This is a genomic window from Psychrobacter okhotskensis (assembly GCF_965638355.1).
GTDB classification, from domain to species: domain Bacteria; phylum Pseudomonadota; class Gammaproteobacteria; order Pseudomonadales; family Moraxellaceae; genus Psychrobacter; species Psychrobacter okhotskensis.
Genome location: NZ_OZ281822.1, coordinates 558225 through 581677, shown reverse-complemented (window position 1 = coordinate 581677; position 23453 = coordinate 558225). Strand labels below are relative to the sequence as shown.

17 protein-coding genes are annotated in these 23453 nt (G+C 43.0%); 6 read left to right on the top strand and 11 right to left on the bottom strand.

Annotation, left to right across the window (positions count from 1 at the left end; translation table 11 throughout):
- Positions 1-19: 19 nt before the first annotated feature.
- The 5 genes from ACSUPM_RS02410 to ACSUPM_RS02390 all read left to right on the top strand — a co-directional run bounded on the left by ACSUPM_RS02410 (position 20) and on the right by ACSUPM_RS02390 (position 7076).
- Entirely contained in the window at positions 20-844 is an 825-nt protein-coding gene (locus tag ACSUPM_RS02410) for a 3'-5' exonuclease (RefSeq protein WP_025650916.1), read from the top strand.
- A gap of 67 nt (positions 845-911) precedes the next feature.
- Positions 912-2453, top strand: coding sequence for a 23S rRNA (uracil(1939)-C(5))-methyltransferase RlmD (gene rlmD / locus ACSUPM_RS02405; RefSeq protein WP_201582374.1), 1542 nt, complete (start codon positions 912-914; stop codon positions 2451-2453).
- A 397-nt stretch (positions 2454-2850) separates the two neighbouring features.
- Complete coding sequence (locus ACSUPM_RS02400; protein ID WP_436880147.1) at positions 2851-5406, top strand: RelA/SpoT family protein; 2556 nt, start codon at positions 2851-2853, stop codon at positions 5404-5406.
- A gap of 67 nt (positions 5407-5473) precedes the next feature.
- Positions 5474-6415, top strand: coding sequence for a bifunctional DNA-formamidopyrimidine glycosylase/DNA-(apurinic or apyrimidinic site) lyase (mutM, locus tag ACSUPM_RS02395; RefSeq protein ID WP_201565860.1), 942 nt, complete (start codon positions 5474-5476; stop codon positions 6413-6415).
- A gap of 220 nt (positions 6416-6635) precedes the next feature.
- Positions 6636-7076 (top strand): hypothetical protein, encoded by a 441-nt coding sequence (locus ACSUPM_RS02390; protein ID WP_201565858.1) that lies wholly within the window; start codon positions 6636-6638, stop codon positions 7074-7076.
- A 134-nt stretch (positions 7077-7210) separates the two neighbouring features.
- On the opposite strand, the gene mscL is transcribed toward ACSUPM_RS02390, so the two are convergent.
- The 3 genes from mscL to ACSUPM_RS02375 all read right to left on the bottom strand — a co-directional run bounded on the left by mscL (position 7211) and on the right by ACSUPM_RS02375 (position 11376).
- On the bottom strand, positions 7211-7657 hold the full coding sequence (gene mscL, locus ACSUPM_RS02385) for a large conductance mechanosensitive channel protein MscL (protein ID WP_201565856.1): 447 nt from the start codon (positions 7655-7657) through the stop codon (positions 7211-7213).
- A 195-nt stretch (positions 7658-7852) separates the two neighbouring features.
- Positions 7853-9703, bottom strand: coding sequence for a translational GTPase TypA (gene typA, locus ACSUPM_RS02380; protein WP_025650910.1), 1851 nt, complete (start codon positions 9701-9703; stop codon positions 7853-7855).
- Between the two features lie 356 nt (positions 9704-10059).
- Entirely contained in the window at positions 10060-11376 is a 1317-nt protein-coding gene (locus ACSUPM_RS02375) for an OmpA family protein (protein ID WP_201565854.1), read from the bottom strand.
- A gap of 582 nt (positions 11377-11958) precedes the next feature.
- Here ACSUPM_RS02375 and ACSUPM_RS02370 point away from each other — a divergent pair.
- Complete coding sequence (locus ACSUPM_RS02370; RefSeq protein WP_227674977.1) at positions 11959-12684, top strand: GspH/FimT family pseudopilin; 726 nt, start codon at positions 11959-11961, stop codon at positions 12682-12684.
- A gap of 42 nt (positions 12685-12726) precedes the next feature.
- On the opposite strand, the gene recO is transcribed toward ACSUPM_RS02370, so the two are convergent.
- From recO to ACSUPM_RS02330, 8 genes are all read right to left on the bottom strand, one after another.
- Complete coding sequence (gene recO, locus ACSUPM_RS02365) at positions 12727-13497, bottom strand: DNA repair protein RecO (RefSeq protein WP_025650907.1); 771 nt, start codon at positions 13495-13497, stop codon at positions 12727-12729.
- Between the two features lie 60 nt (positions 13498-13557).
- A complete protein-coding gene (gene era / locus ACSUPM_RS02360; protein WP_051395131.1) occupies positions 13558-14523 on the bottom strand; it encodes a GTPase Era in 966 nt (321 codons plus the stop codon).
- Between the two features lie 362 nt (positions 14524-14885).
- Complete coding sequence (gene rnc / locus ACSUPM_RS02355) at positions 14886-15683, bottom strand: ribonuclease III (RefSeq protein ID WP_025651614.1); 798 nt, start codon at positions 15681-15683, stop codon at positions 14886-14888.
- Between the two features lie 154 nt (positions 15684-15837).
- Positions 15838-16233, bottom strand: coding sequence for a DUF4845 domain-containing protein (locus tag ACSUPM_RS02350; protein WP_025651615.1), 396 nt, complete (start codon positions 16231-16233; stop codon positions 15838-15840).
- A gap of 202 nt (positions 16234-16435) precedes the next feature.
- On the bottom strand, positions 16436-17338 hold the full coding sequence (gene lepB / locus ACSUPM_RS02345; protein WP_025651616.1) for a signal peptidase I: 903 nt from the start codon (positions 17336-17338) through the stop codon (positions 16436-16438).
- 78 nt (positions 17339-17416) lie between these two features.
- On the bottom strand, positions 17417-19213 hold the full coding sequence (lepA, locus tag ACSUPM_RS02340; protein ID WP_025651617.1) for a translation elongation factor 4: 1797 nt from the start codon (positions 19211-19213) through the stop codon (positions 17417-17419).
- 271 nt (positions 19214-19484) lie between these two features.
- Complete coding sequence (locus tag ACSUPM_RS02335) at positions 19485-20702, bottom strand: capsule biosynthesis protein (protein WP_227692896.1); 1218 nt, start codon at positions 20700-20702, stop codon at positions 19485-19487.
- A gap of 153 nt (positions 20703-20855) precedes the next feature.
- Positions 20856-23444 (bottom strand): capsular polysaccharide biosynthesis protein, encoded by a 2589-nt coding sequence (locus ACSUPM_RS02330; protein ID WP_436880146.1) that lies wholly within the window; start codon positions 23442-23444, stop codon positions 20856-20858.
- Between the last annotated feature and the right edge of the window lie 9 nt (positions 23445-23453).

Here is a 23453-nt window from a genome sequence, read left to right as displayed (position 1 = left end):
AAATTAATTAGGTTTATCTATGTCACATGCCCTACCCTCTGACCCTATATTGGTCTTTGATATTGAAACCGTTGCGGATACAGCGGCGGCTCGCCGTATTTATCCACAATTGGCAGATCTCAATGATGCGGATGCCCTGAGCGCATTGACAGCGTTACGTATACAAGAAGCTGGGCATGACTTTATGCGCTTGCCGTTGCAACGTATTGTTTGTATTTCGGCGTTATATATTAAAGATGGTAAGTTATCGTTGTTTTCGTTGACCGCAGATAAGTTTAGCGAAAAAGACATTCTCGTTAAATTCTTTCGAGCCTTTAGTAACATTGAAAAATTACCACAGCTCATCAGCTGGAATGGCTCAGGTTTCGATATTCCGGTATTGATTTACCGCGCCATGCAATATGATCTGTCAGCGCCTTGGCTGTTTGAAGAAGGCGCACGCATCAAAAACATGCGCTTCGATAATTATGTCAATCGTTTCCATACTCGTCATCTTGATTTGATGGACAGATTTAGCCAATACGGTGCCAGTCGCCGTGAAGCGATGGATATCGTCGCCAGCCTCTACGGACTGCCGGGCAAAACCAGCGTCGATGGCAGCATGGTTGGTGATCTCGTGAGCAATGATGACTGGCAGACGCTGTCTATTTATTGCGAATCTGACGTGATGAATACTTGGTTAATATATCTGCGCTGGCTGCGTTTGACCGGTCAACTGTCTTCACCAGATTTTGATGCTTGGCAGCAGCAAAGCCATGATTATCTAACCAATTACACGCAAGCCGATGGTAGTGCCCGTCATCAAGAATTCATCGCTGATTGGTCATTTACGCCGCCCGTATAAAAATTATTCTTTGTACTAATATCTGTACTCACCTTTTAGTTATTTATTATTTATTTAAGGCAGGTTTATGCAACCCACCGATTCAAAAACATCTACCGCAGCTGATGCGACGCCGCAAGTGAACGACACCAAGACCATTACTATTCCACCAAACAAGAAAAAATCCAAACCGTCGTCAAAGACTCGTCGCCGTCTGAAAGAGGCTGAACCCTTACCGTTTACTATTGACGGGCTGTCGCACGATGGTCGCGGCGTGGCTGTATATGGCAATGGCTTCAGTGAAGAAGACGGTCATGCCGTAGACAAACATGGCAAAAAAGTCTTTGTTAGCTTTGCTTTACCGGGTGAAAGCGCTGTGGTCAAACTCACTAATAGTCGAACCAGCTTTGAAGAAGGTGACGCGATCAGCATCACTGCCAACCCAAATCCTGAGCGCGTAGTACCGCCCTGCCCGCACTTCGGTGTCTGTGGTGGCTGTAACTTGCAGCATTGGCAGCCAGATGCTCAGATTAACTTTAAACAATCTGTCCTTGCTGAAATGCTGATGCACCAAGCCAATGCTGAGCCTGAACATTGGCTCGCTCCTGTGATAGGCGATCGCCTCGGTTATCGTACCAAAGCACGAATGGGTGTGCGTTATGTGACCAAAAAAGAAACTGCCTTGGTGGGCTTTCGTGAGCGCTCAAGTAACTTTTTGGCTGAGCTAAATGAGTGTCATATCCTAGATCCCCGTATTGGCTTTGAACTTGAAAACTTAAAAACCCTTATCAGCACTCTAGAGAGCCGTGACAAGATTGCCCAGCTTGAATTGGCGATGGGTGAAGAGATGCCAGAGCTGCCAGATGGCAACCAGCCCGTTGCTCTCATTGTACGCAACTTAGCGCCGTTATCAGACGCTGATATAGAGAAGCTAAAGGTGTTTTTTGCCGCGCGCAATTGGCAGTTGTATTTACAGTCGAAAGGCGTTGACAGTATTCAGCGTATCGCCTTGACAGCTGCTGATGACCTGAGTGAGCAGTTTGGACGTTTATATTACCAACTGCCAGAATATGACCTTACTTTTGAATTTATTCCAACAGATTTTACCCAAGTCAATCTATCGGTGAACCGTCAGATGACCAAGCTTGCTTGTGACTTATTAGACCTAAAAGCCGGCGAACGCGTACTCGACTTGTTCAGTGGTCTAGGTAACTTTAGCTTACCATTGGCACGCTTGGTTGGTGAGACTGGTTCTGTCGTTGGTGTTGAAGGTAGCGAGGCGATGACCGCACGCGCCGCTGACAATGCACGTCGTAACGGTATCAATAACACCGAATTCTATAGCCAAGACTTAACGCAAGACTGTACTGACAAGCCTTGGGCCAATCAGGGCTTTGATGCATTACTTATCGACCCACCTCGCTCTGGTGCGTGGGAGATTATGCAGTATCTGCCAAAATTTAATGCCGAGCGTATTGTCTATGTCTCTTGCAACCCTGCAACGCTCGCACGCGATACCAAAGCACTGTTAGAGCAAGGCTACCGCCTGACTCATGCTGGCGTGATGGATATGTTTTGCCACACTGGACATGTCGAGTCCATTGCACGCTTTGAAAAGATACCTGCTTAGCAATGATTTTGCTTACATGCTTTCTTTTATGTTGGCACTAGTGACGAGTAGTCGCGAGATTAACCGTCTTAGAGATATTTATTAACAAGGTCAAATTGCGCTACTAAAGTAACGGCTATGCCAATCTGAGTGACATGAGCATTACAGAGCCTCTCTTGATTTGTCCTGTTAAAGTGGGATAATAATAGGTGATCTTCTTATGCCTGTCTAATCAGCATGTAGTGGATATTAGCACTCATAATCTTATAGATGCTACGTACAACTCTATGGCTGCTAAAAATGGATTTTTAGCGGCTATATTGATTTATAGCTGTCCACTTATGCGTTTTATAAGTTGAGGTTTTGTATAAAGTAGACGAGGTTATAATCAATTCGAAATAGCTAAGAGGAGTCGGCTATGGTAAAAATTCGTGAAGGATTACCGTTGGTAGATGGACAGACCACACAAGCCGATAGTGCGACATTAGCGGCACAACTGGTAGCGAGCCAACGCTCTCACCAGTCTGCCAACAGCTATGCTCAAATTCCACTCGATATCAAATACCAACTGGCCACCCATAAGCTGCACACGACTTTTGATCGCTCTGCACAACACGCTTACCACAGTCATGACCCAAATCTCAAAAACGAATATTTGGACAATCAGCTTTTAGACGATGCTCATATTCTCTCAGAAGAGGAGCTTGAAGAGATTGATCTAAATAATGCCAATATTGATGTGCCGGCATGGTTAGATAATGTGGCCAAGCGTATCGGGCAAGAGTCTGTCCCCAACCTTAGCGCTGCCTGTAATTTTATCCGTAGTCATATGAATACTAGCGAATCTGAACGCTCCGGTGCCTATGTTACTGGTATTGGCATGACCGATATTTTAACCTATCTTTATCAAGACGAAGATGCACTCGTGGCTGCGATGCTCTATCGCAGTGCCCGAAAATCAATCATCAGTCTGGGTGAAATTGAGCAAAAATTTGGCAAGGATATCTCCACCTTGGTCAAAGATACCTTGGCGATGGGGAAACTGTCGGAAATCATCGAAAGTAACAAACGCTTAGAAGACCACTTCGTCAACAATCAGCGTGATCAGCTATCGAATATTTATAGCATGCTCATCTCCGTCACCAATGACGTGCGTGTGGTGCTGATTAAGCTGGCTGAACGTACCTTTGCCATGCGCGAATTGACCTTTTCTCATCTAGAGCGGCAAAACCGGGTGGCGCGTGAGGTCATGACGATTTATGCCCCACTGGCCCATAGATTAGGGATTGCCCAACTTAAATGGGAGCTTGAAGACCTCGCCTTTCGTTATCTCGCTCCTGAGCGTTATAAAGAAATCGCCAAGCTATTGTCTGAAAAACGCAGCGAGCGTGAGTCTTATATCGAGCGAGTACAAGATAAGCTCAATGAAGCCTTGGCGGAAGCAGATATCGCTGGTGAAGTGTCGGGGCGCGTCAAGCACATCTATTCTATCTATCGAAAAATGAAGCTCAAAGGTTTATCCTTCGATCAGCTCTATGATATTCGTGCGTTGCGCGTTTTGGTGACCAATCCTTCCGACTGTTACCATGTTCTTGGATTGGTACACGGTCTGTGGCGCTATATCCCTGAGCAGTTTGATGACTATATTACCAATCCCAAATCTAATGGCTATCGCTCGCTACATACAGCGGTCATTGCCGAAAACAAATCGCTTGAAGTACAGATTCGTACCCATGAAATGCACTTTGAGGCCGAGCTTGGCATGTGTGCTCATGTCAATTACAAAGAAGGGCTGAAAAACAAAAAAGACAATTATCTCAATCAAAAAATCAGCTCGCTGCGTCAGCTGCTTTCTATTAATAACGAAACACGTAATCAACCACGCTCGTCCATGTTGGAGGGCGATGAGTTAGACGAAATTGAGTTTGACGAAGAAGAACAACTGGTTGATTTTGATGAGCTCGAGCGCATCTATATCTTTAGTCGTGATGGTGATATTACCGAACTCCCAAAAGGCGCCACCGTCCTTGATTTTGCTTATTACGTGCATACGCAAGTCGGTAACCGTGCCCAAGCTGCACGTGTCAATCAACGCTATGTACCACTCACTTATCAGCTAAAAACTGGCGAACAAGTGGAGATTATTACCAAAGCGTCCCGCGAGCCTAATCGTGATTGGCTGGTTGCCTCACTCGGTTATATTCATACCAATCGGGCGCGCTCAAAACTGCGTCAATGGTTTAATAAGCAAGACCGCGATAAAAACCTTGAGATTGGTCGACATATGCTCAGCCGTGAGCTTGAGCGCTTATCGGTGCATCCAAACAGTATCGATCTGAATGACTACACTCAGTTTTTTCATGTCAATACTCCTGACGATATTATCGTCGGCTTAGTCACCGGTGAGATTGGTCTGAATCAGCTGACAGGACATATCTCCAGGCAGCTACATTTAGAGCCTGAAAAGCTAAAAGCTGAGTTCACTCCTACTATCGACCCAAAAACCACGGGCAAAGCGGATGCCTATAAGATTTATATCGAAGGTTTGGATAATATCGAGATCAATTTGGCAGGCTGCTGTCATCCGATACAAGGGGAACCTATCTCAGGATATATCACCTTATCACGCGGCGTCAGCATTCATAATCGTGGCTGTCCTGAATATGAACGTCTAATAGAGCGCGATCCTGAGCGCGCTGTTAGTGCAGCTTGGAGAGCAAAATCCGGGCGTTATCAGCCTGTAGACATTCACATCGAGGCGTATGATCGCCGTGGCTTACTACGCGACTTGACTCAAGTCATCGATAAAGAAAGCGTCAATATCCGTCAAGTGGACACCACAAGTAACGATGATAATATTGCTTTTTTGAAGTTCCATGTTGAGGTAGCAGGATTGGCGCATTTATCTAAACTGTTAGCCAAACTTGAACAACAGCCTGGCATATTGCACGCACGCCGAGCGGTTGCGCCTTAATACAGCACTGCTTTAGCACTGATAATTACTCAAAACCATTCCTTTAAAGGTCATGATATAAACGCTTATGCCTGAATTACCCGAAGTCGAAACGACCAAGACTAGTCTTGCGCCTTTACTTAATAAGACTGTAAAGACAGTACAAGTGTTCCAGCCTAAACTGCGCTGGCAGATGCCTGATGACTTGCAAACCTTGGCCGGTTACCGCTTACAGAATGTTGAGCGCCGTGCAAAATACTTGATTTTAAGCTTTGTACCATCAGCGCAGTTATCACAAAGCACGGAGTCAAATAGCGATAGCCGTAAGCTGATTATTCATTTAGGCATGTCAGGGAGTTTGCAGCAGCACGCTTATGGTACTGAAAAACGTAAGCACGACCATTTGATACTCACCTTTAGCGATGAAGATAATACCCTTAGTCAATTACATTATCACGACCCAAGACGTTTTGGCGCGGTACTTTGGTATACCGATTATAAAACCAAACTACTCGATCACCTCGGGCTTGAGCCTCTATCTAATGATTTTAATACCGACTATCTATATCAGGTCATTCAACGTAGCAATAGTGATAACAGTGCCAGTAAAAATGACATAGACAAGAAAAAGATAACGAACAAAAAACCTATCACGCGACCGATTAAATCAGTCATTATGGAGCAGCAAGTCGTAGTGGGCGTCGGTAATATTTATGCTGCCGAAAGCCTTTTTTTATCGGCGATTCATCCCGCTACTCCTGCTAACAGCCTATCTTATGAGCAGATAGCGCTACTGGTTGAACATATTAAAGCAATTTTAGATAAAGCCATTACGCTTGGCGGCTCTACTCTACGCGATTTCACGGTAGCTAGTGGCCAAACAGGCTACTTTCAACAAACCTTAAATGTTTATGGGCGACAAGGCGAAGATTGTCCGAACTGCGCCGCTATTCTTGATAATATCAAGCTCAATGGGCGCGCGAGTGTCTTTTGCCCTGAGTGTCAACCGCTACCAAAGCCAAATCGTTAGCTACATGACTCACTAAAGCTTTATAGAAAGTAGTCAAGACAAAAGTGATTCATTGAGCCGTTAATGATAAAGCCAAGGGTGCAGCGCATGGATTTATATTGCTAATCGCCCAACATCTTGGTTTAATAGTAGCTATGTTTAATAGTAGTTGCGCTCAATAATACTAACGTTTAGCAATAGCCTTAGCCTCTATCTTCAACCCTTATTTTAGGATGACATCATGACTGTCAAAACTCGCTTTCAACATGCTGTTAAGTCCAAGCTTTTAACCGCTCTTACTAGTATCAGCCTTGTAGTTATCACTATGAATTCAGCCTCAGCGGCAATCGAGATTGACGAGACAGATTTTGGTCCTTCATATGACACTATGGTAGTCGATACGGTAGTAGGTAAGCCGTTGCAACTAGTCGCCGCCGTTACTGGTACAGCCGCCTATTTAGTTAGCCTGCCTTTCGCCGTCGTCGGTGGTAATGCGGATCAGTCGCAGCAAAAACTATTTGTGGAGCCTTGGGAGGCCATGAGCCGCTGTTTGGGCTGTACCGTCGCCGAGGATAACTATTATAAGTCACAAGTCACTGATAACAATGTCGTGCGTATCATCGTCGATCAGCCATCAGAGATTTTAATCAATACCAATGACTATGTGATAGTAAGACCGTAAGATATTCAAATCTTTTTAAATACTCTCTAACTATTAAGTCATACCTTCATACTAACAACTTTATGAACTGACAATAAAAAAGGCTAACATCGCGTTAGCCTTTTTTTATATTCTACTAGTCCAATAATATGGGTTTATTTAGTAATATTAGTATTGCTAAGCTTTGCACTAATTTCACGAAGCAATTGCACTTCTTCTGAAGGCTCCTCTACCGCTACTTCTTCTACTTCGTCAGCACGACGCATTTTATTGACCATTTTAACCATCATAAAAATGATAAAGGCTAAAATTAAGAAGTTGATAAGCACTGTGATAAAGCTACCGTACGCTAATACAGGGACGCCAGCTCCCTTAAGTGCATCATATGTCATGGCGATACCTTCAGGGGCATCCCCCAAGACGAGGAACATATTCTTAAAGTTAATCTCACCGCCAAAAATAAAGGCGACAATTGGCATAATAATGTCTTCAACCAACGAGGTGGTGATGGTCGCAAAAGCACCACCGATGATGACACCGACCGCTAGGTCCATCACATTGCCTTTTAGAGCAAATTCTTTAAATTCTGAAACCATACTCATTGTATTCTCCTAAAAAAATATCTGTGGATTATACTATAGCTCATTCAGTGTACGACGAAATATCGGACAATAGGCATTATTTGGGTATTATAAGGAAAATTTCATGCATTTACTATGGGTATAATAGCAAAATGCAAAAAAGGCTAACATAGTGTTAGCCTTTTTTTAAATATTTATTGGTATTAATATAAGCTATTAAGCACCTTTCTTGCTACGACCATGACGCTTACGTTCACTTTCAGTTAAGTAGCGCTTACGGATACGTATCGCTTTTGGTGTTACTTCAACCAATTCATCATCTTGAATAAATTCAAGCGCTTGCTCAAGAGTAAACTTGACAGCTGGTGTTAACGTCAACGCTTCATCCGTACCACTAGCACGAACGTTAGTCAACTGCTTGCCAGTTGTTGGGTTCACCGCCATATCATCGTTACGTGAATTAAGTCCAACGATCATACCTTCATAAACTTCAAGCTGTGGCTCAGCAAATAGTTTGCCACGCTTTTGTAGATTAAACAGAGCAAAGCCTAGACAAACACCTTTGGTCATAGAGACCAATACACCATTAGAGCGACCACCCACATCACCAATTTTTTGTGGTCCATAATGTGAGAAGCTTGACGTCATGATACCAGTACCTGAAGTCAATGTTAAAAACTCAGAACGAAAACCAATCAAGCCACGCGCTGGCATAGTCGCTTCAATACGCATACGACCTTTACCATCAAGCTCCATGTTAGTCATCTCGCCTTTACGTAAGCCGATTTGCTCCATGATTGGACCCTGATGCTCTTCTTCAATATCAAAGACAACATTTTCATACGGCTCTTGTAGCTTACCATCAACTTCTTTAACGATAACTTCTGGGCCAGATACACCCATCTCAAAACCTTCACGGCGCATGTTTTCGATCAACACCGATAAATGTAGCTCACCACGACCTGATACTTTGAATTTATCAGGGGACTCAGTGTCTTCTACACGCAAAGCCACGTTATGAATCAACTCACGCTCAAGACGCTCACGAATATTACGTGAGGTCACAAACTTACCTTCACGACCTGCGAATGGTGAGTTGTTTACTTGGAAGTTCATTGATACCGTTGGTTCATCAACCGTCAATGCTGGTAAGGCTTCAACGTTGTTTGGATCACAAATAGTATCTGAGATATTAAGCGCGTCAATACCAGTGATACAAACGATATCACCTGCTTGTGCATCTTCTACTTCGATACGATCAAGGCCATGATAGCCCATGATTTTTAAGATACGACCATTACGCGTGTTACCGTGCTTATCAATGATCGTTACTTGAGTATTTGTTTTAATCTTACCGCGTTGAATACGACCAATACCAATAACACCAACAAAGCTATTAAAATCAAGGCTTGAGATTTGCATACGGAAAGGCGCATCTGCATCCACTTGTGGTGGCTGCACAACGTCAACGATAGTTTTGAAAAGTGGTGTCATGTCATCAGCCAAGCTATCGGCTTCTAGACCAGCAACACCGTTCAATGCCGAAGCATAAACCACTGGAAAATCTAACTGCTCATCTGTGGCACCAAGGTTATCAAACAAATCAAAGATTTGATCCATAACCCAATCAGGGCGCGAACCAGGACGGTCAATTTTATTGATAACAACAATTGGTTTCAAACCTTGTTCAAAGGCTTTTTGTGTCACAAAACGAGTCTGTGGCATTGGTCCATCAACAGCATCAACGACCAAAAGCACGCAGTCTACCATCGACATAACACGCTCAACTTCTCCACCAAAGTCGGCGTGACCTGGGGTATCAACGATGTTGATACGATATTCGGTATCGTCAGTGCTGTCTGTCCATCGGATGGCTGTATTTTTAGCCAAAATAGTAATGCCACGCTCTTGCTCAATATCACCTGAATCCATTGCACGTTCAGCAATGTTTGCACGGTCGCCAAAAGTGCCAGATTGATGTAATAGTTTATCAACCAAAGTTGTCTTACCGTGATCAACGTGGGCAATAATTGCGATGTTACGCAGGTGTTTGATATCGTTCGCCATATAGAATGCTCTTTTCGTCTTAAAAAAATGCAGTAGCAGTAAGCACCGCTGGATAAACTTTTACCATCAACCAGAAAGATATGATTATTTGACTCTTAAATGATTACACAATTGGTAGACTCATTTAATTAATAGTAATAAAATCAAATACCTATGCTGGAAAATCCATCGTACAGATAGCTATGCTAATGTACACTTTGTTAATCTACAAAGTGTTTGGGTCGCTAGTATAACATTATTGCACGATAAATTTATGTAATAACTTACTTTTCTCAGTACATAAATAAAAAAAAGCCACCCATTGGGCGGCTTTTTTTGTAACGATATAACTTAGAAGTTAGCTATCTAACTATTATTTACTGAACAACCATATCTTTAGTTTGTTCAACAGTCATAGTTTTGTCACCAGTGATGATGGCATAAACACGACGGTTCATAGCGCGACCTTCTTCAGTATCGTTTGGCGCGATTGGTTGGTCATAACCATAACCAACAGTTGATAGACGGTTTGGAGCAATACCAAATTCGTTGGTCAACATAGATTTCACAGCAACAGCACGGGCTTCAGATAGACGTTGGTTGTAACGTGCTGAAGGACCAGTTTTAGAAGCATGACCTTCTACGCGTGCAGTTGAGTTAGGATACTCGCGCATCTTCTCTGCTACTTTAGCGATTTCAGGCTTGTATTGGTTTTTGATAGCTGATTTGTCGTTATCAAAGAATACACGAAGTTCCATTTTCAGCTCGTCAGTAATATCTACTGGTACTGGGCAACCGCGCTCATCAACAACAACATTCATTGGAGTGCCTGGGCACGCATCAATGCTATCAGGTACGCCATCACCGTCAGAATCAAGATCAGATTCAACAACAACGATTGGTGGAGTATCAACCATTGGCTCTTCCATTGGAGGAACAGCTACTGTAGGTGCTAAATGGCCACCAAGTACAACTTCTAGACCGGCCAAGGCCATGCCTTCCCACCAGTTGTTATCGAAGTTATGAATCGCACGAGCTTCACCACGTAGGCTTAGCGCGTCATTGATGCGGTACATAGCACCTAGACCTAGGTTACCGATAGTGTCTTTAGAGTTTGATACTTCAGTACCAGCTTCTACTTCTTGGCCCGCTGTGTAGCCAGCTACGTCTGAAGTAGCTGTATAAGCTTCTTGGTTCTCAACTTCAATCTTAGATTGACCAGCACCAATTAGAACATATGGTTTGAACGGGCTATCAGTGTAACCAGTAAATTCTTCAGTACCGATTAAGAAGTTACCAGAAATCATAGTTTGTTCAACGTCAAAACGGTTAACGCCAGCATCTGCAGAATCTTCAGAAGCTTCGCCGTTTGTGTTTGACACACCATACTCTACTTGGAACTGAGTAGAAGGAGTTAGCTCGATACCTAACGCAGCACCAGTATATAGACCACTTTCTTTAGCGACGCCGCCGTTGTTGTTACCACGTGAGCCATCACCAATTTGAGCGCCGTTAGCGTTTTCATAAAGGTTTTTACCAGTAGTAAGTACTTCACGCTGTTTGTCAGCTGTGTCACTGATATCGTCAGTTACATGATAACCTAGTAATAGTGGGCTAATAGTAACGCCAGCATTAGCTGTAAAAGGCACAGCCGCTACAGCAACCAGAGCTAGAGCAATTTTATTCAATTTCATGGACTTCCTCCAAAGGATAATTTTAGTGATGCGTTAAGCAAAACTACTTCTCAAGACGCTACGAAATAGACATCTTTTACGAATTTTAAATTACAAAGCAAAACTAATTTAGAAGTAGCTTAGCGATTATCAATTCAGTTTACAACTTTTTTCGTTAACGAGCTACACATTATTACACGATAATGTCGTAACTAAAACACAATGACCAGCTTAAGTTACTGAGGACTAACACACCTTACGATTTTTACCTTTTGTGTATGAGTCCGCAATAGATTCTAAACCGAAGCGTATCTGTTGGTTGAGGGTATTTTAATACAACTAGTATTTTTTCTCTATTGTTAAAACTATCTATTCACTAATTGAAACATTTTTTGACAGTAGACATATATTCTGTTTATATTGTAATAACCAACATTAATCCATTATGAATATCTGATCGATAATGATACGTGTATAGAGTGATGATTATCTCAAAAACTTAAATGTTATTAACTTGCATGTTTACGGACAAGAATGAGTGATAGTGATCATAGGCATATCAATATAGCATCAAATACATAATTTGTTACAGGTAATACTCGTATGGCTATATTACATATAATATCGTCAAATTGCCAACAACTATCTGTATTTATTTTACTTAAGTTGCTCTTAGCTAAGAATAAGCTTGCCCGTACAATCATATTTATTTATACGTCTCAAATCTCTTCTATAAATCATAAACAAACGATTCTAAATCAGAATGTCACCGACGATAAACACGCTTATAAACTTTCAAGTCAAAATGGTTTTACGCTGGTAGAGCTGATTGTCACCGTTGCAATACTCGCGATTATCACAACGATTGCTGCGCCAGCTATTTTGACGCAATTAGCAAGCATGGAAGCCAAACGTATCAGGCATGGCTTAACAGATACGCTAAAGCTCGCGAAAGTAGAGAGTCTTATTCGCCGTCAAAATATATTGGTATGTTTGTCAGATAGCAATGGTCGCTGCGATAAGAACAGCAATAAAACCTTGTTGCTATTCGTAGATAACAACGATAATCAGCATTTCGATAGCGGCACAGATGACTTATTACAAGAACAAACCCTAAACCCTAAATATGGCACCCTACATCTGCGTGCAGGAAGACGTCGTTACGTCAGATTCTATGGCGATAGCGGCAAGCCACGCGGACATTTTGGCCACTTTAAGTATTGTCCAAGCTCAGTATACAGTCAGGCGATGTATCAAATATCATTCAGTCAAGGCGCTAATATTAGTTTTAAACCTAATGACAGTCATCCTACTGATTGTGGTGACTAACATGCTTTGAGGTTAAAGCTTTTAAATTTTTTCATGCCTTAGCTATAACTGATAACGCTGTTGCTGTTGCCAAAGCAAGCGACTTTGAAGCGGCTGATAATCTAAGAGATGGTCAATCAGTTGCCGATGTAAACGCGACCAAGCATTAAGTGTGACATCACTTATTCCCTGCTCTACCATCAGCACTATCTCGTTGCCCTCAAAAACCGTTCGCCCTAGGCTAGCACTGTCTAAAAACTCAGCTTGTACAATGGGGACCAAACCGACATCAGGTAAGAACCGATAGACACTGTGAGGCTCAATGCTATCTTGAACATTGTCATGCGTTAACGTCAGGGCAAAACCCAACTCGTTAAATAGATACTGTTCAAATTGCCGCAAACACAAGCGCAGCTCATTAGCAGACAAGGGCTGTTTAAGCCTATCTAAACTGTCTTGATAATGCTGCCATAAGATTGGCATCGGATCTTCAGTGGGCAATAAGCGCCAGAGTATCTCATTTAGATACAAGGCAGCGTATTGCTGTTGACCAGTGATGTTTTCGTAAGGAATGGCTGTGAGTGTTTTCGCGGTAGCGTCTTCTAGAAGCACATCTGTTTGTACGACGTACTGAGGTGCGATATTAATCTGGCTGAATGTCTTTAAATCCCGCTTACCCGTAGCAAACAATTGCAAGGGCATAAATAAGGGCGCGCCTTTTTTACCAATACCATGTATGACCCCATGCTGCTGAGAGAATAGGTAATATAAAGCGCGTTTTTCTTGGTAAGGGCGCTGATGTAACAAATAACCAATCAATGCTTCATTACGCATTTATCATTACCTCAGCGCTGATCATAAAATGCACTCAAAGATGTTATTCTTAAATCACTGTTAATAGCCCAAGCTGGTCAATGCACGTTCGTCATCAGACCAACCACGTTTCACTTTTACCCAAAGCGTTAGCATGATTTTTTTATCAAACAGCTGCTCCATATCCTTACGTGCATCCATACCCACTTGTTTAATACGTTGACCTTTATCACCGATGACAATTGCCTTTTGACCACTACGCTCGACGTAGATCGTCGCATCGATAAAGGTACAAGCTTTACGTGGGCGGCCCGTCTTTGGATCGGTATGCGCAGGTTCGTCTTTGAAGCCATCAATCTGTACCGTTAAGTCATAGGGTACTTCATCACCCGCGCTGCGCATGATTTTTTCACGGATAATTTCACTGGCTAAGAAACGCTCTGAACGATCGGTAATTTGCTCAGTGTCATAGATAGGCGCAGCAATAGGCAGATGCGAAGCAATAACTTCTTGCAGACGATCTAAGTTTTGATTTTTTAATGCAGAAACTGGAACGATATCAGCGAAATCAAAGCTATCACTAAAGGTTTCGATTAATGGTAAAACGCTGCCTTTGTCTTTTAAGGTATCCGCTTTATTAATCACTAAAACTACTGTTAGATTAGTATCGCCAAGCTTTTGTAAAACCAGTAAATCATCGTCACGCCACTGATCTGAGTCGACGACAAACAGAACTAAATCGACATCAACCAGTGCCGATACGGCAGCCTTATTCATACGCTCATTGATAGCTCGCACTTCATTACGATGAATACCTGGCGTATCAACGAACACCGCTTGCATTTCATGATTGGACAAAATACCGTGGATACGATGACGGGTCGTTTGCGGTTTACGTGACGTAATAGATAACTTCTGACCCAATAAATGGTTCATCAAGGTTGACTTACCCACGTTTGGACGTCCAACGATTGCCACATAACCTGCTTTAAAATCCTCAGCCATACGCGCATTATTATTTGGCGAAAAAAACTCTTCGATGGCCATATCATTTTCTGCATCGTTGTTTTCTGCATCGTTGTTTTCTGAGTGCTCGGAATTTAATTCAGCACTTTTTGATTCAGCGATTTCTGGCGTTGGTTTTACGTCTGTTTTTTGGGCCATAGCGTCGGTATTATCTTCATTATTTGATGGCAAGTCAGTACGATTGCTCATAGATTTATCCTGTGGGGTTTATCATTAGCTCAGCAGTTCTACTGCTATCTACAATAAAGTAGTAGTAAATAAGATAGCAGCACCATGCTTGGCTTGAGATATTTGCGGTTTTAAAATAAGTATTATTTAAAAATAACCCTTACTTAAAAAAATGTAAATTTATTGTTTTATAAAATATGGCTTTAAGATTTAGATTATGAGCGAGTTTTTGGCAAGCTTGGCAGTTTATGTAGCTGGTTAATCATTAGCTCTGCTGCTTTTTGCTCAGCAATACGGCGACTCTCACCCGATTCAGTAATATCAGGACAATTACTAATATTTACCTGACAGCGCACCACAAAAATTTGGTGTGGTGCATTGCCACGCGTTTCCATCAGCTCATAATGTGGCAAATCGAATTGTTTAGATTGCAGCCATTCTTGCAAGCGGCTCTTAGCATCTTTTAGGGCTTTTTGGTCGTTGACATTATCGATCAGATCGCCATACCATGAGAGCACGCAATCACGAGTAATAGTCATATCCTGACTGTCTAGATAGATAGCGCCAATCAGCGACTCTACAGCATCGGCTAGTATAGAGGCGCGATTACGACCGCCACCCTTGCGCTCACCTACCCCTAATATGAGGTGGTTGGAAAGCTCTAAGTTTTGAGCAATGATGACCAGTGACTCTTGACGTACTAAGGTGGCACGCATACGCGTCAATCGCCCTTCGTTTTGACTGGGATAACGATGGTATAAAGCCTCACCCACAATCATACCCAATAGCGCATCGCCCAAAAACTCTAAACGTTCGTAGTTTTTTTTGCTATCGAACGAGCGATGAGTCAGTGCCAGCTTGGGAAGCGTAAGGTTATTAAACACATAACCCAGTTTGCGCGTTAATATCGCTAGGCGTTGGATGAATTCTGAGCTAACAATAAGCGTGTCAACAGACGGGTCATTTGTTTGGGAGGTAGGAAGCGCCTGAGAGTGCTGCGAAGTTGGTTTCATGCGAGGCTTGTGGTTATCCCTTTTGTTTTACTGAAGTAATTGGTCAATAATGACTGGTTAATAGTGATTAGTTAATAACTAATCGCTATTAAAAAATATAAAAGTAAATAATTTTTGCTAAATAAATAACAGATAAGCACTCTGCCTATTCAGGTTACTCTGTCACGGTTGCGTCAATGTCACCTTCAAAGCGATTGACAATATCGACGTTACCGAAAAGGTTGTTGGTTTCTTCATATTTCTTATAAATAGCCAACTGACCGGTTTTTTTGTTGGTGAAAGTAAACACCTCTTCTGCATTGGTATCATAATCAGCATTGATAGATAGCTGCCGATTCACACGCTCGACGAATTGCTTGGCCGTCTCACCTTTGTCATTGGCTTCTTTAAGCTCCATTCCTAAAAGCTTGGTCAGCTGATAATCACCAATCTGTGCCGGTACAATAGCAATTATCAATTTGACGGCAATACCGAGAACAATGATGAATAAAACAATGCTAGTCACACTAGCTCCGCGCTGGGTCGACAAACCAGATAACTGCTGCACCATAACACCTCTCAACGGGTAAATTATTATATTATTATTGAGCACTTAACTACAGCATGCCCTCAATTCAATCGATAATCATAATATTAGCACGAAACTATTATTGATAAGTCAGCCTACGACCGACGCATCAAGCCGCTATTGCTTTATAAATTTAATCACTTTATAAATTTAATCACTTTATAAATTTAATCGCTTCAGAACTTTAATCAATAGCGCCGTTACGTGCAAAGGTGGGCAAATTGAGACCTGGTGGCTTATGCATCCAAATATAAACAGCCTTGCCTGCTAGGTTTTCATCAGGGACAAAGCCCCAAAAACGGCCGTCGGCACTGCGATCACGGTTATCACCCATCACAAAATAATTACCTTCAGGAACTTTAATACGCCACTCGTTACCCTCTGAGCTAACCACTTCTGGTGCTTGTTGCTGCAAAAAGGGCGCATACTGTGAGCTATTCATGCCTTTCAAGTAACGAACGAGATGCTCATGCTCACCCTGCGTTTCTTGAAAATACTGCGCTTCACCCTCTTCTTGCTGACCCATTGCTGCCGCATTTTCTTCCGTCAGCACTTGTCCTGGGGCAACTTGTCCGGCAGGGTACAGCTGTGCAGTTAGCTCAGCATTGGCATCAAAATCAATAGATTTGGTTGTTACAGGCACATCATTGATAGCAAGCGTACCTTGATCATAGCTGACTGTGTCACCCGGCAAGCCAATGACACGTTTGATATAATAAATACTAGGGTTTTCAGGGTAGCGAAAGACCGCCACGTCGCCATGTTCCGGCTCGCCAGTATCCAATACCTTATTGTAAGTCAGCGGCAGGCGCACTCCATAAGCATATTTATTGACGGCAATAAAATCGCCAGTATATAAAGTTGGTACCATGGATGAGGACGGAATATTAAAAGGCTCAATTAAAAATGAGCGAACTATTAATACTACTGCCAATACGGGGAAAAAATCATAGGCCCAACGTACCAGTAAGCTCTCTTGGCCGCGGCCACGTGTTTTACGCTGTTTTAGCGCCAGCTTATCCAATAGCCAAATAATACCCAAGCCAATAGTTAATGGCACTAAAATCAAATTAAAATCAAAATCCATACTTAATTGCCTATTAGCGAGCTACTTATCCAACGATGATATCGGTAAAACCAGCCATGATATTCGTCTATTAATAATCTAATCTACCTGCAGTACCGCTAAGAAGGCTTCTTGTGGAATCTCGACATTACCCACTTGCTTCATGCGCTTTTTACCGGCTTTCTGTTTTGAGAGCAGCTTTTTCTTACGCGACACATCACCGCCATAACATTTAGCCAAGACGTCTTTACGCATGGCTTTTACGGTACTACGTCCGATAATCTGGCTACCAATTGCCGCTTGAATGGCGACATCAAACATCTGACGTGGGATCAGCTCTTTCATCTTACCAACGAGCGCATTACCACGGTAACGCGATTGGGTTTCGTGCACAATCATGGCAAGCGCATCGACTTTCTCACCATTGATTAATACATCTACCTTAACCAATTTATCCACTTGATAACGCTCAAAATTATAATCAAGTGACGCAAAACCACGCGATACTGATTTTAGACGGTCAAAGAAGTCCATGACCACCTCACCCATCGGAATATCAAAGATCAGCTGTACTTGACGACCCATAAAGCGCATATCTACCTGTACGCCGCGGCGCTCAATACATAAGGTCATCACGTTACCGAGGTAATCCTGCGGTACTAAAATCTGACAGCGGGCAATCGGCTCACGGAACTCTTCGATATTATTCGGTTCGGGCAATCTTGATGGGTTATCAACGTAAATAATACTGCCATCTTTTTTTACAATCTCGTAGATAACTGACGGCGCAGTGGTAATCAAATCCAAGTCATATTCGCGCTCTAAACGCTCTTGGATAATCTCCATATGCAGCATGCCGAGGAAGCCACAACGGAAACCAAAACCTAGTGCATCAGAAGTGTCTGGCTCAAAAAACAATGACGCATCATTAATTTGCAATTTTTGCAGCGCTTCACGGAACTTTTCAAAATCCGTAGATTCAACAGGGAACATACCGGCATATACTTGCGGGGTAATCTGTTTAAATCCAGGAATACGATCAACATCTGGCGTACTGGCATGCGTAATGGTATCACCCACTGGCGCGCCAGCAATATCCTTGATACCCGCAATAATAAAGCCAACTTCACCCGCTTGTAAGATACCTGTATCTAATGGTTTTGGGGTAAATACACCAATGGATCCGACCAAATGCGCATCTTTGGTCGATTTAATATAAAGTTTGTCACCTTTTTTTATGGTGCCTTGGCGGACACGTACTAGTGATACGACGCCCAAATAATTATCAAACCATGAATCGATAATTAACGCTTGTAGCGGTGCGTCACGGTCACCCGTTGGCGCAGGAATAAATTCAACCAATGCCTCAAGTAACTTATCAACGCCAAGACCTGATTTCGCCGACACGCGCGGCGCATCAACGGCATCGATGCCAATGATATCTTCAATCTCTTGAATGACGCGCTCAGGCTCAACTTGTGGTAGATCAATCTTATTTAAGACTGCCATCACCTCTAAACCTTGATCCACTGCGGTATAACAGTTGGCGACCGATTGTGCCTCCACGCCCTGAGCCGCATCTACAACCAATAGTGCGCCTTCACAAGCCGCTAGTGAGCGTGAGACTTCATAAGAGAAATCGACGTGACCCGGGGTATCAATAAAGTTTAGCTGATAGCGCTCACCGTTTGGATGATCATAATACAGCGTCACCGACTGTGCTTTAATCGTGATACCGCGCTCACGCTCAATATCCATGGAATCAAGGACTTGCGCCTGCATCTCGCGATCTTGCAGCGCGCCACACATCTGAATAAAACGATCGGCAAGGGTCGATTTGCCATGATCAATGTGGGCAATAATAGAAAAGTTACGAATATTGGCTAATGCAGTCACAAAGCGCCTACTAAATAATGGATGTTGGAGTAATGATCGGTTCGCACAATGGTAATAATAGCCATTGCTAAAGCGTACCGATGTATGCAGGTATTCTAGCAGTTTTCCACTGTAAAGTAAGGCGATTTTATTAGCAGGGATTGGAATGGCTACTGACATTAACGACTGAGTAGTGTTAACGATTAAATAAGTGCTTAGATTAACATTTTACAACGCAATATTAATGGCTTTAATTTAACCAAGACATCATTGGCTGGCTCTGTCTGATAAGTTATTTAGCGGTATCAGAACTTATGCTAGTGGCATCCGTTGGCTTTAAATACTTATACATCCAGGGTGATTTGCCATAAAAAGCGCCATTGATTTGCGTCTGTTCAATCAGATATTCACGAAACCTTAAATAAAACTCATTATCTGGGCTTTTGGGATGCCGCCAAAAATCATCAAGCGGCTTTGGGTCTGTCAGTTTTGGGGTGTCGTAAATCGCGCGACCCATAACCTTGGTAGGTTTTTTATGATATACCGACTGTAGCCCTGTCGTACTATTAATCGTCACCATACCGATACTATGCTTCATCAAGGTTGGCAGATGCATATCGCAGCCATAAAAAACGCGATGACTGACCTGATAGCGCGCAGCCAAACTGCAGACCAATTCTCGATAATCTCGATGACCGCGATCTAACGGATGGTGCTTAAATACCAATAACTGCGCCTCATGAGCATGACCTGCAAAGCTTGCGATGGCTTCGTCAATGAACTGTACCACATCACGATAATCACTGTGATGAGTAATCTGCGAGTCATTGTGTACTTGTAGGCTAATCAAGAAGTAATTATCACTTTCTTGTTTGGTCAGTCTCTTTTGTAGTTGTTTGTCAGGTACATAGCCGCGCAGCTTACGCCATGGCGCTTTTAACCATGCTATTGCCTCTTGCCACGCTGTCATACCTCGGTAATGCGAATAATGGGGATAGCGACTCTTGTATAGCCAAGCAATAATGTAGTAAACGATGGCGGCGATACTCAAGCGATAAAATCGATTGTGCGTATATAACGGCTTATCATTGGCCTTATTCAACGCTTTAATATCGGCAATTTTTAACCGCGAATTACCATTAATACCGTACTCCTGCAAGGTAATATAATCGGGTCGCAAATAGCCTTCTTCGAACACAAAAAATGAAGTGCCTAACTTTTCACTGATGCACGACGCTTGTGTATGATGCGGGCGGCAGTCACCAAAACACACAATCGCATCAATATTATGCTCGCTAATAAAGGCCTGCAGCCAAGACGAAAACTGCGCCAAAGTACCTGTGTACTCATGTGTATTAGGATGGCTATAAAAAAACGCATCACCGGCATTAAAGTTGATTTTACTTACTTGAATATTTTGAGTCTGCAAAAATGTAGAAAAGCGATTGAAAAAGCCGCCCATCTTTCCCTGTAACAGCAAGACGTGTCGATGAGTAAGCAAATGAGACATCGAAGCTGCCATAGTATTAGATTACCATTGATTGAAGAATAGACAGACAAAAGAGAGGCAAAGGGATTGAGTAAATAACCCTAAATGACAAACAATTATACCGAAAAAACCCTTGCTTGTCGCAATGGATTTATAAGAGGTACTTGGCGTTTATTAACGAGATAATTTACGTAAGCGCTGCTGCCATTGATGACGCTGTTGCATAAAATGCGTGGCAGCACGACGCTTAAATTGGCTAGGTATCTGGCTGATTATGGCTAAAGGTTTTTTTGACGTGGCACTTGTCTTCACCGAAGCATTATTTATCTGGTTTTGCTTTGCGGCAAGATCGTTATTTTTCGGTGGATACAAATAGTCAATCACTTGCTCGACTTGCGCCAGTCCATAACCATTGGGAAGGCGATACAAAGGGTAGTCTATTAACGTACAGTGTAGCAGTTGTTCAAGCGTCAACGACGTCTGTCGTTTTCGTCTCTCTAAATAGTCAGCTTTCGGTGATAATTGGGCATCCATATCTGTCGTTAAACCCCAGCCGGCATAAAACGGTAAGCCGTAACAAGTAACGTCTAAACCACGAAGCAAGGCTTCAAAACCTGTCAATGAGCTAATAGTATGCACCTCATCAACACTCTCTAAACAGTCCGGCACTGCGGTATCATAAGCGACCGCTTGTACCTGTTTTAGATGCGCGGCGGTTACCTTCCCTGCACGTAATCCCGCCTCAACATCTGGATGCGGCTTATAAATCAGATAAGCATCAGGATTGTCTTGGCGTACACGCTCAATCAAACCACTGTTGGTTTTAATCGTTGAACCACAATACTGTACCGATAAGTCGTCTTCTACTTGCCCGACAATAAGAACACGGGATTTCCCAGATAGCTTAGCGTCTTGCATCCAAGAGATCTGTTGATCATCAGCGCCATCTACATTCATGCCAACATTGTACTTGCTGACCCGCTGAGTCAGCAGCTTGCCTCGCAGTGACTCTACTCGTGCACACTGCTTTGGCGTCAAGGCCTCACAGTGACGTAATAGCGCTTCCAAATCTGACGGCCGCGTTGCATCATAATAAATGCCTTGCTTGTCTATAACGACAGACAACGGTGCTAATAAGGTAGCCCCCAAACCATTTGAGCGAATAAACCCATCTTCCATACAGTAAATAGCTGGAATATCTGAACGTTGCTCAGCCAATTTACTTTGTCGTTTCTTTTGTACTTGCTGGCGCTTGGCTAGGCCCCATACCAGTAGCGGCTGCTGATAATTAACACGCAAGTGATCAGGATGCAGTAAATTTTTGAGGCGTGGCTTGGGTTTTACAAACAAAGTGGTACGAGGTAGATGGACAAAAGCTTTCACAAAGGGCAGTTTCCAACGGCTAAACTCATATACCGTTAAATTACCCTCAAGACGTCCTTGCCAATAACGATTGGTGATTAACCACTCAATGGCGGTATCAATCTCGCAGGCTTGCTTGGTGGCTGGATCTACATAGGCACTATAATCGATATAAGCACTATAAAATAAGCTTTCTAACGTAACCGTAAGGCTATTAGAGGATTGTTTGTTTCGCTGGTTAGGCAGGCGTTCAGGTATTTTCCATGGTTTTGCCAATAACTTAGAAAGTCGCCCTGATTCTGTTAATTTTTCAGGCGGCAGCATGGCAGCAGCAAACGCTTGACGGCGCTTCTTTACTACTTTAAGCAAGCGCTTTGGTGCACCGCTGTCATCGGTCAGGCCCCAACCACTATACCAATTAACGCCAAAACAATGCACTGTCTTGCCGAGCATTAGTGCCTCAAAACCCATGTGCGAGCTGACGGTATAAACATCGCTAACTTGCGCCAACAACTCGATAGGATTAAGCGCTTGGGTTAACAGTCGAACGTTTTTAGGTCGTTTTAAACGGGTCAGGTATCCTGATTTTGCTGCAGGATGGGCTTTGATCCAAATATGGGCATGAGGGTGATTACGGCAAGCAGCTTTTAACATGCGCTTGAACTGCTTACCATCAGCACCCGCGCCTTTGATAGAGGCATCACCAACGACTTGATCAATTAACAACACATGCGTTTTTGGAGCAGTGGGCGCTATATTAGAATTTTTCTCGGTCACCAAGTCATCTAATGAGGGACTTGCAATCACTGCATTGTATTTGCTTAATTTAGCGTTGCAAATACGCGCCATTAAGGCTTGCGCGCGCTTGTTGTCTGACAATAAGTCATGCGCACTTGAATAATCATGAGCACGTTGAATAATTAGCTGTTCAAGGCGTGAGCGCTGCGTCGAATCAAAGTAGATACCGATATCATCAATAACCACACTTAATCCATAGCGGCTACTAAGCCCAGAATCTAGCGAACGTAAGAAGCCATCTTCAATACTTAATGTCGGCAGCCCTTGCCGGTTGGCGGCGCGCTTTGCTCGTTGATAGCTTTTTTTATGACCCCAACCGATAAAAGCATCCGGGGTTTCAGACCCTACGTTAAAGCGCTGTTGTAAAGCTGACCAAGGATACCAACGCTGTAGGTCTGCTCGTAAGACGTCTGAAAGTAAAAGGTTGTTACGGCGCATCCCTTTGCCGACTACCGCCAGACGTTTGGGTGCGTTAGATTCCAACCATTCAGGTTTTAATAAATTAGATGGCAATAAATTAGATTTCATTGATGGCAAAAATAGTGCGTCAATAAAGGGTGACGCCACTGGCATCTTATCCTTATTTATCACACTTTTTGCCATTTTCGATAC

What these genes read in the sequence shown, in the direction of transcription:
- ACSUPM_RS02370 (WP_227674977.1), top strand. Translation starts at nt 11,959, where the DNA reads ATGGCTATATTACATATAATATCGTCAAATTGCCAACAACTATCTGTA.
- ACSUPM_RS02390 (WP_201565858.1), top strand. Translation starts at nt 6,636, where the DNA reads ATGACTGTCAAAACTCGCTTTCAACATGCTGTTAAGTCCAAGCTTTTA.
- ACSUPM_RS02375 (WP_201565854.1), bottom strand. Translation starts at nt 11,376, where the DNA reads ATGAAATTGAATAAAATTGCTCTAGCTCTGGTTGCTGTAGCGGCTGTG.
- ACSUPM_RS02330 (WP_436880146.1), bottom strand. Translation starts at nt 23,444, where the DNA reads ATGGCAAAAAGTGTGATAAATAAGGATAAGATGCCAGTGGCGTCACCC.
- ACSUPM_RS02335 (WP_227692896.1), bottom strand. Translation starts at nt 20,702, where the DNA reads ATGTCTCATTTGCTTACTCATCGACACGTCTTGCTGTTACAGGGAAAG.
- typA (WP_025650910.1), bottom strand. Translation starts at nt 9,703, where the DNA reads ATGGCGAACGATATCAAACACCTGCGTAACATCGCAATTATTGCCCAC.
- lepB (WP_025651616.1), bottom strand. Translation starts at nt 17,338, where the DNA reads ATGGATTTTGATTTTAATTTGATTTTAGTGCCATTAACTATTGGCTTG.
- era (WP_051395131.1), bottom strand. Translation starts at nt 14,523, where the DNA reads ATGGCCATCGAAGAGTTTTTTTCGCCAAATAATAATGCGCGTATGGCT.
- ACSUPM_RS02350 (WP_025651615.1), bottom strand. Translation starts at nt 16,233, where the DNA reads ATGGTGCAGCAGTTATCTGGTTTGTCGACCCAGCGCGGAGCTAGTGTG.
- rnc (WP_025651614.1), bottom strand. Translation starts at nt 15,683, where the DNA reads ATGAAACCAACTTCGCAGCACTCTCAGGCGCTTCCTACCTCCCAAACA.
- ACSUPM_RS02400 (WP_436880147.1), top strand. Translation starts at nt 2,851, where the DNA reads ATGGTAAAAATTCGTGAAGGATTACCGTTGGTAGATGGACAGACCACA.
- mutM (WP_201565860.1), top strand. Translation starts at nt 5,474, where the DNA reads ATGCCTGAATTACCCGAAGTCGAAACGACCAAGACTAGTCTTGCGCCT.
- rlmD (WP_201582374.1), top strand. Translation starts at nt 912, where the DNA reads ATGCAACCCACCGATTCAAAAACATCTACCGCAGCTGATGCGACGCCG.
- ACSUPM_RS02410 (WP_025650916.1), top strand. Translation starts at nt 20, where the DNA reads ATGTCACATGCCCTACCCTCTGACCCTATATTGGTCTTTGATATTGAA.
- mscL (WP_201565856.1), bottom strand. Translation starts at nt 7,657, where the DNA reads ATGAGTATGGTTTCAGAATTTAAAGAATTTGCTCTAAAAGGCAATGTG.
- recO (WP_025650907.1), bottom strand. Translation starts at nt 13,497, where the DNA reads ATGCGTAATGAAGCATTGATTGGTTATTTGTTACATCAGCGCCCTTAC.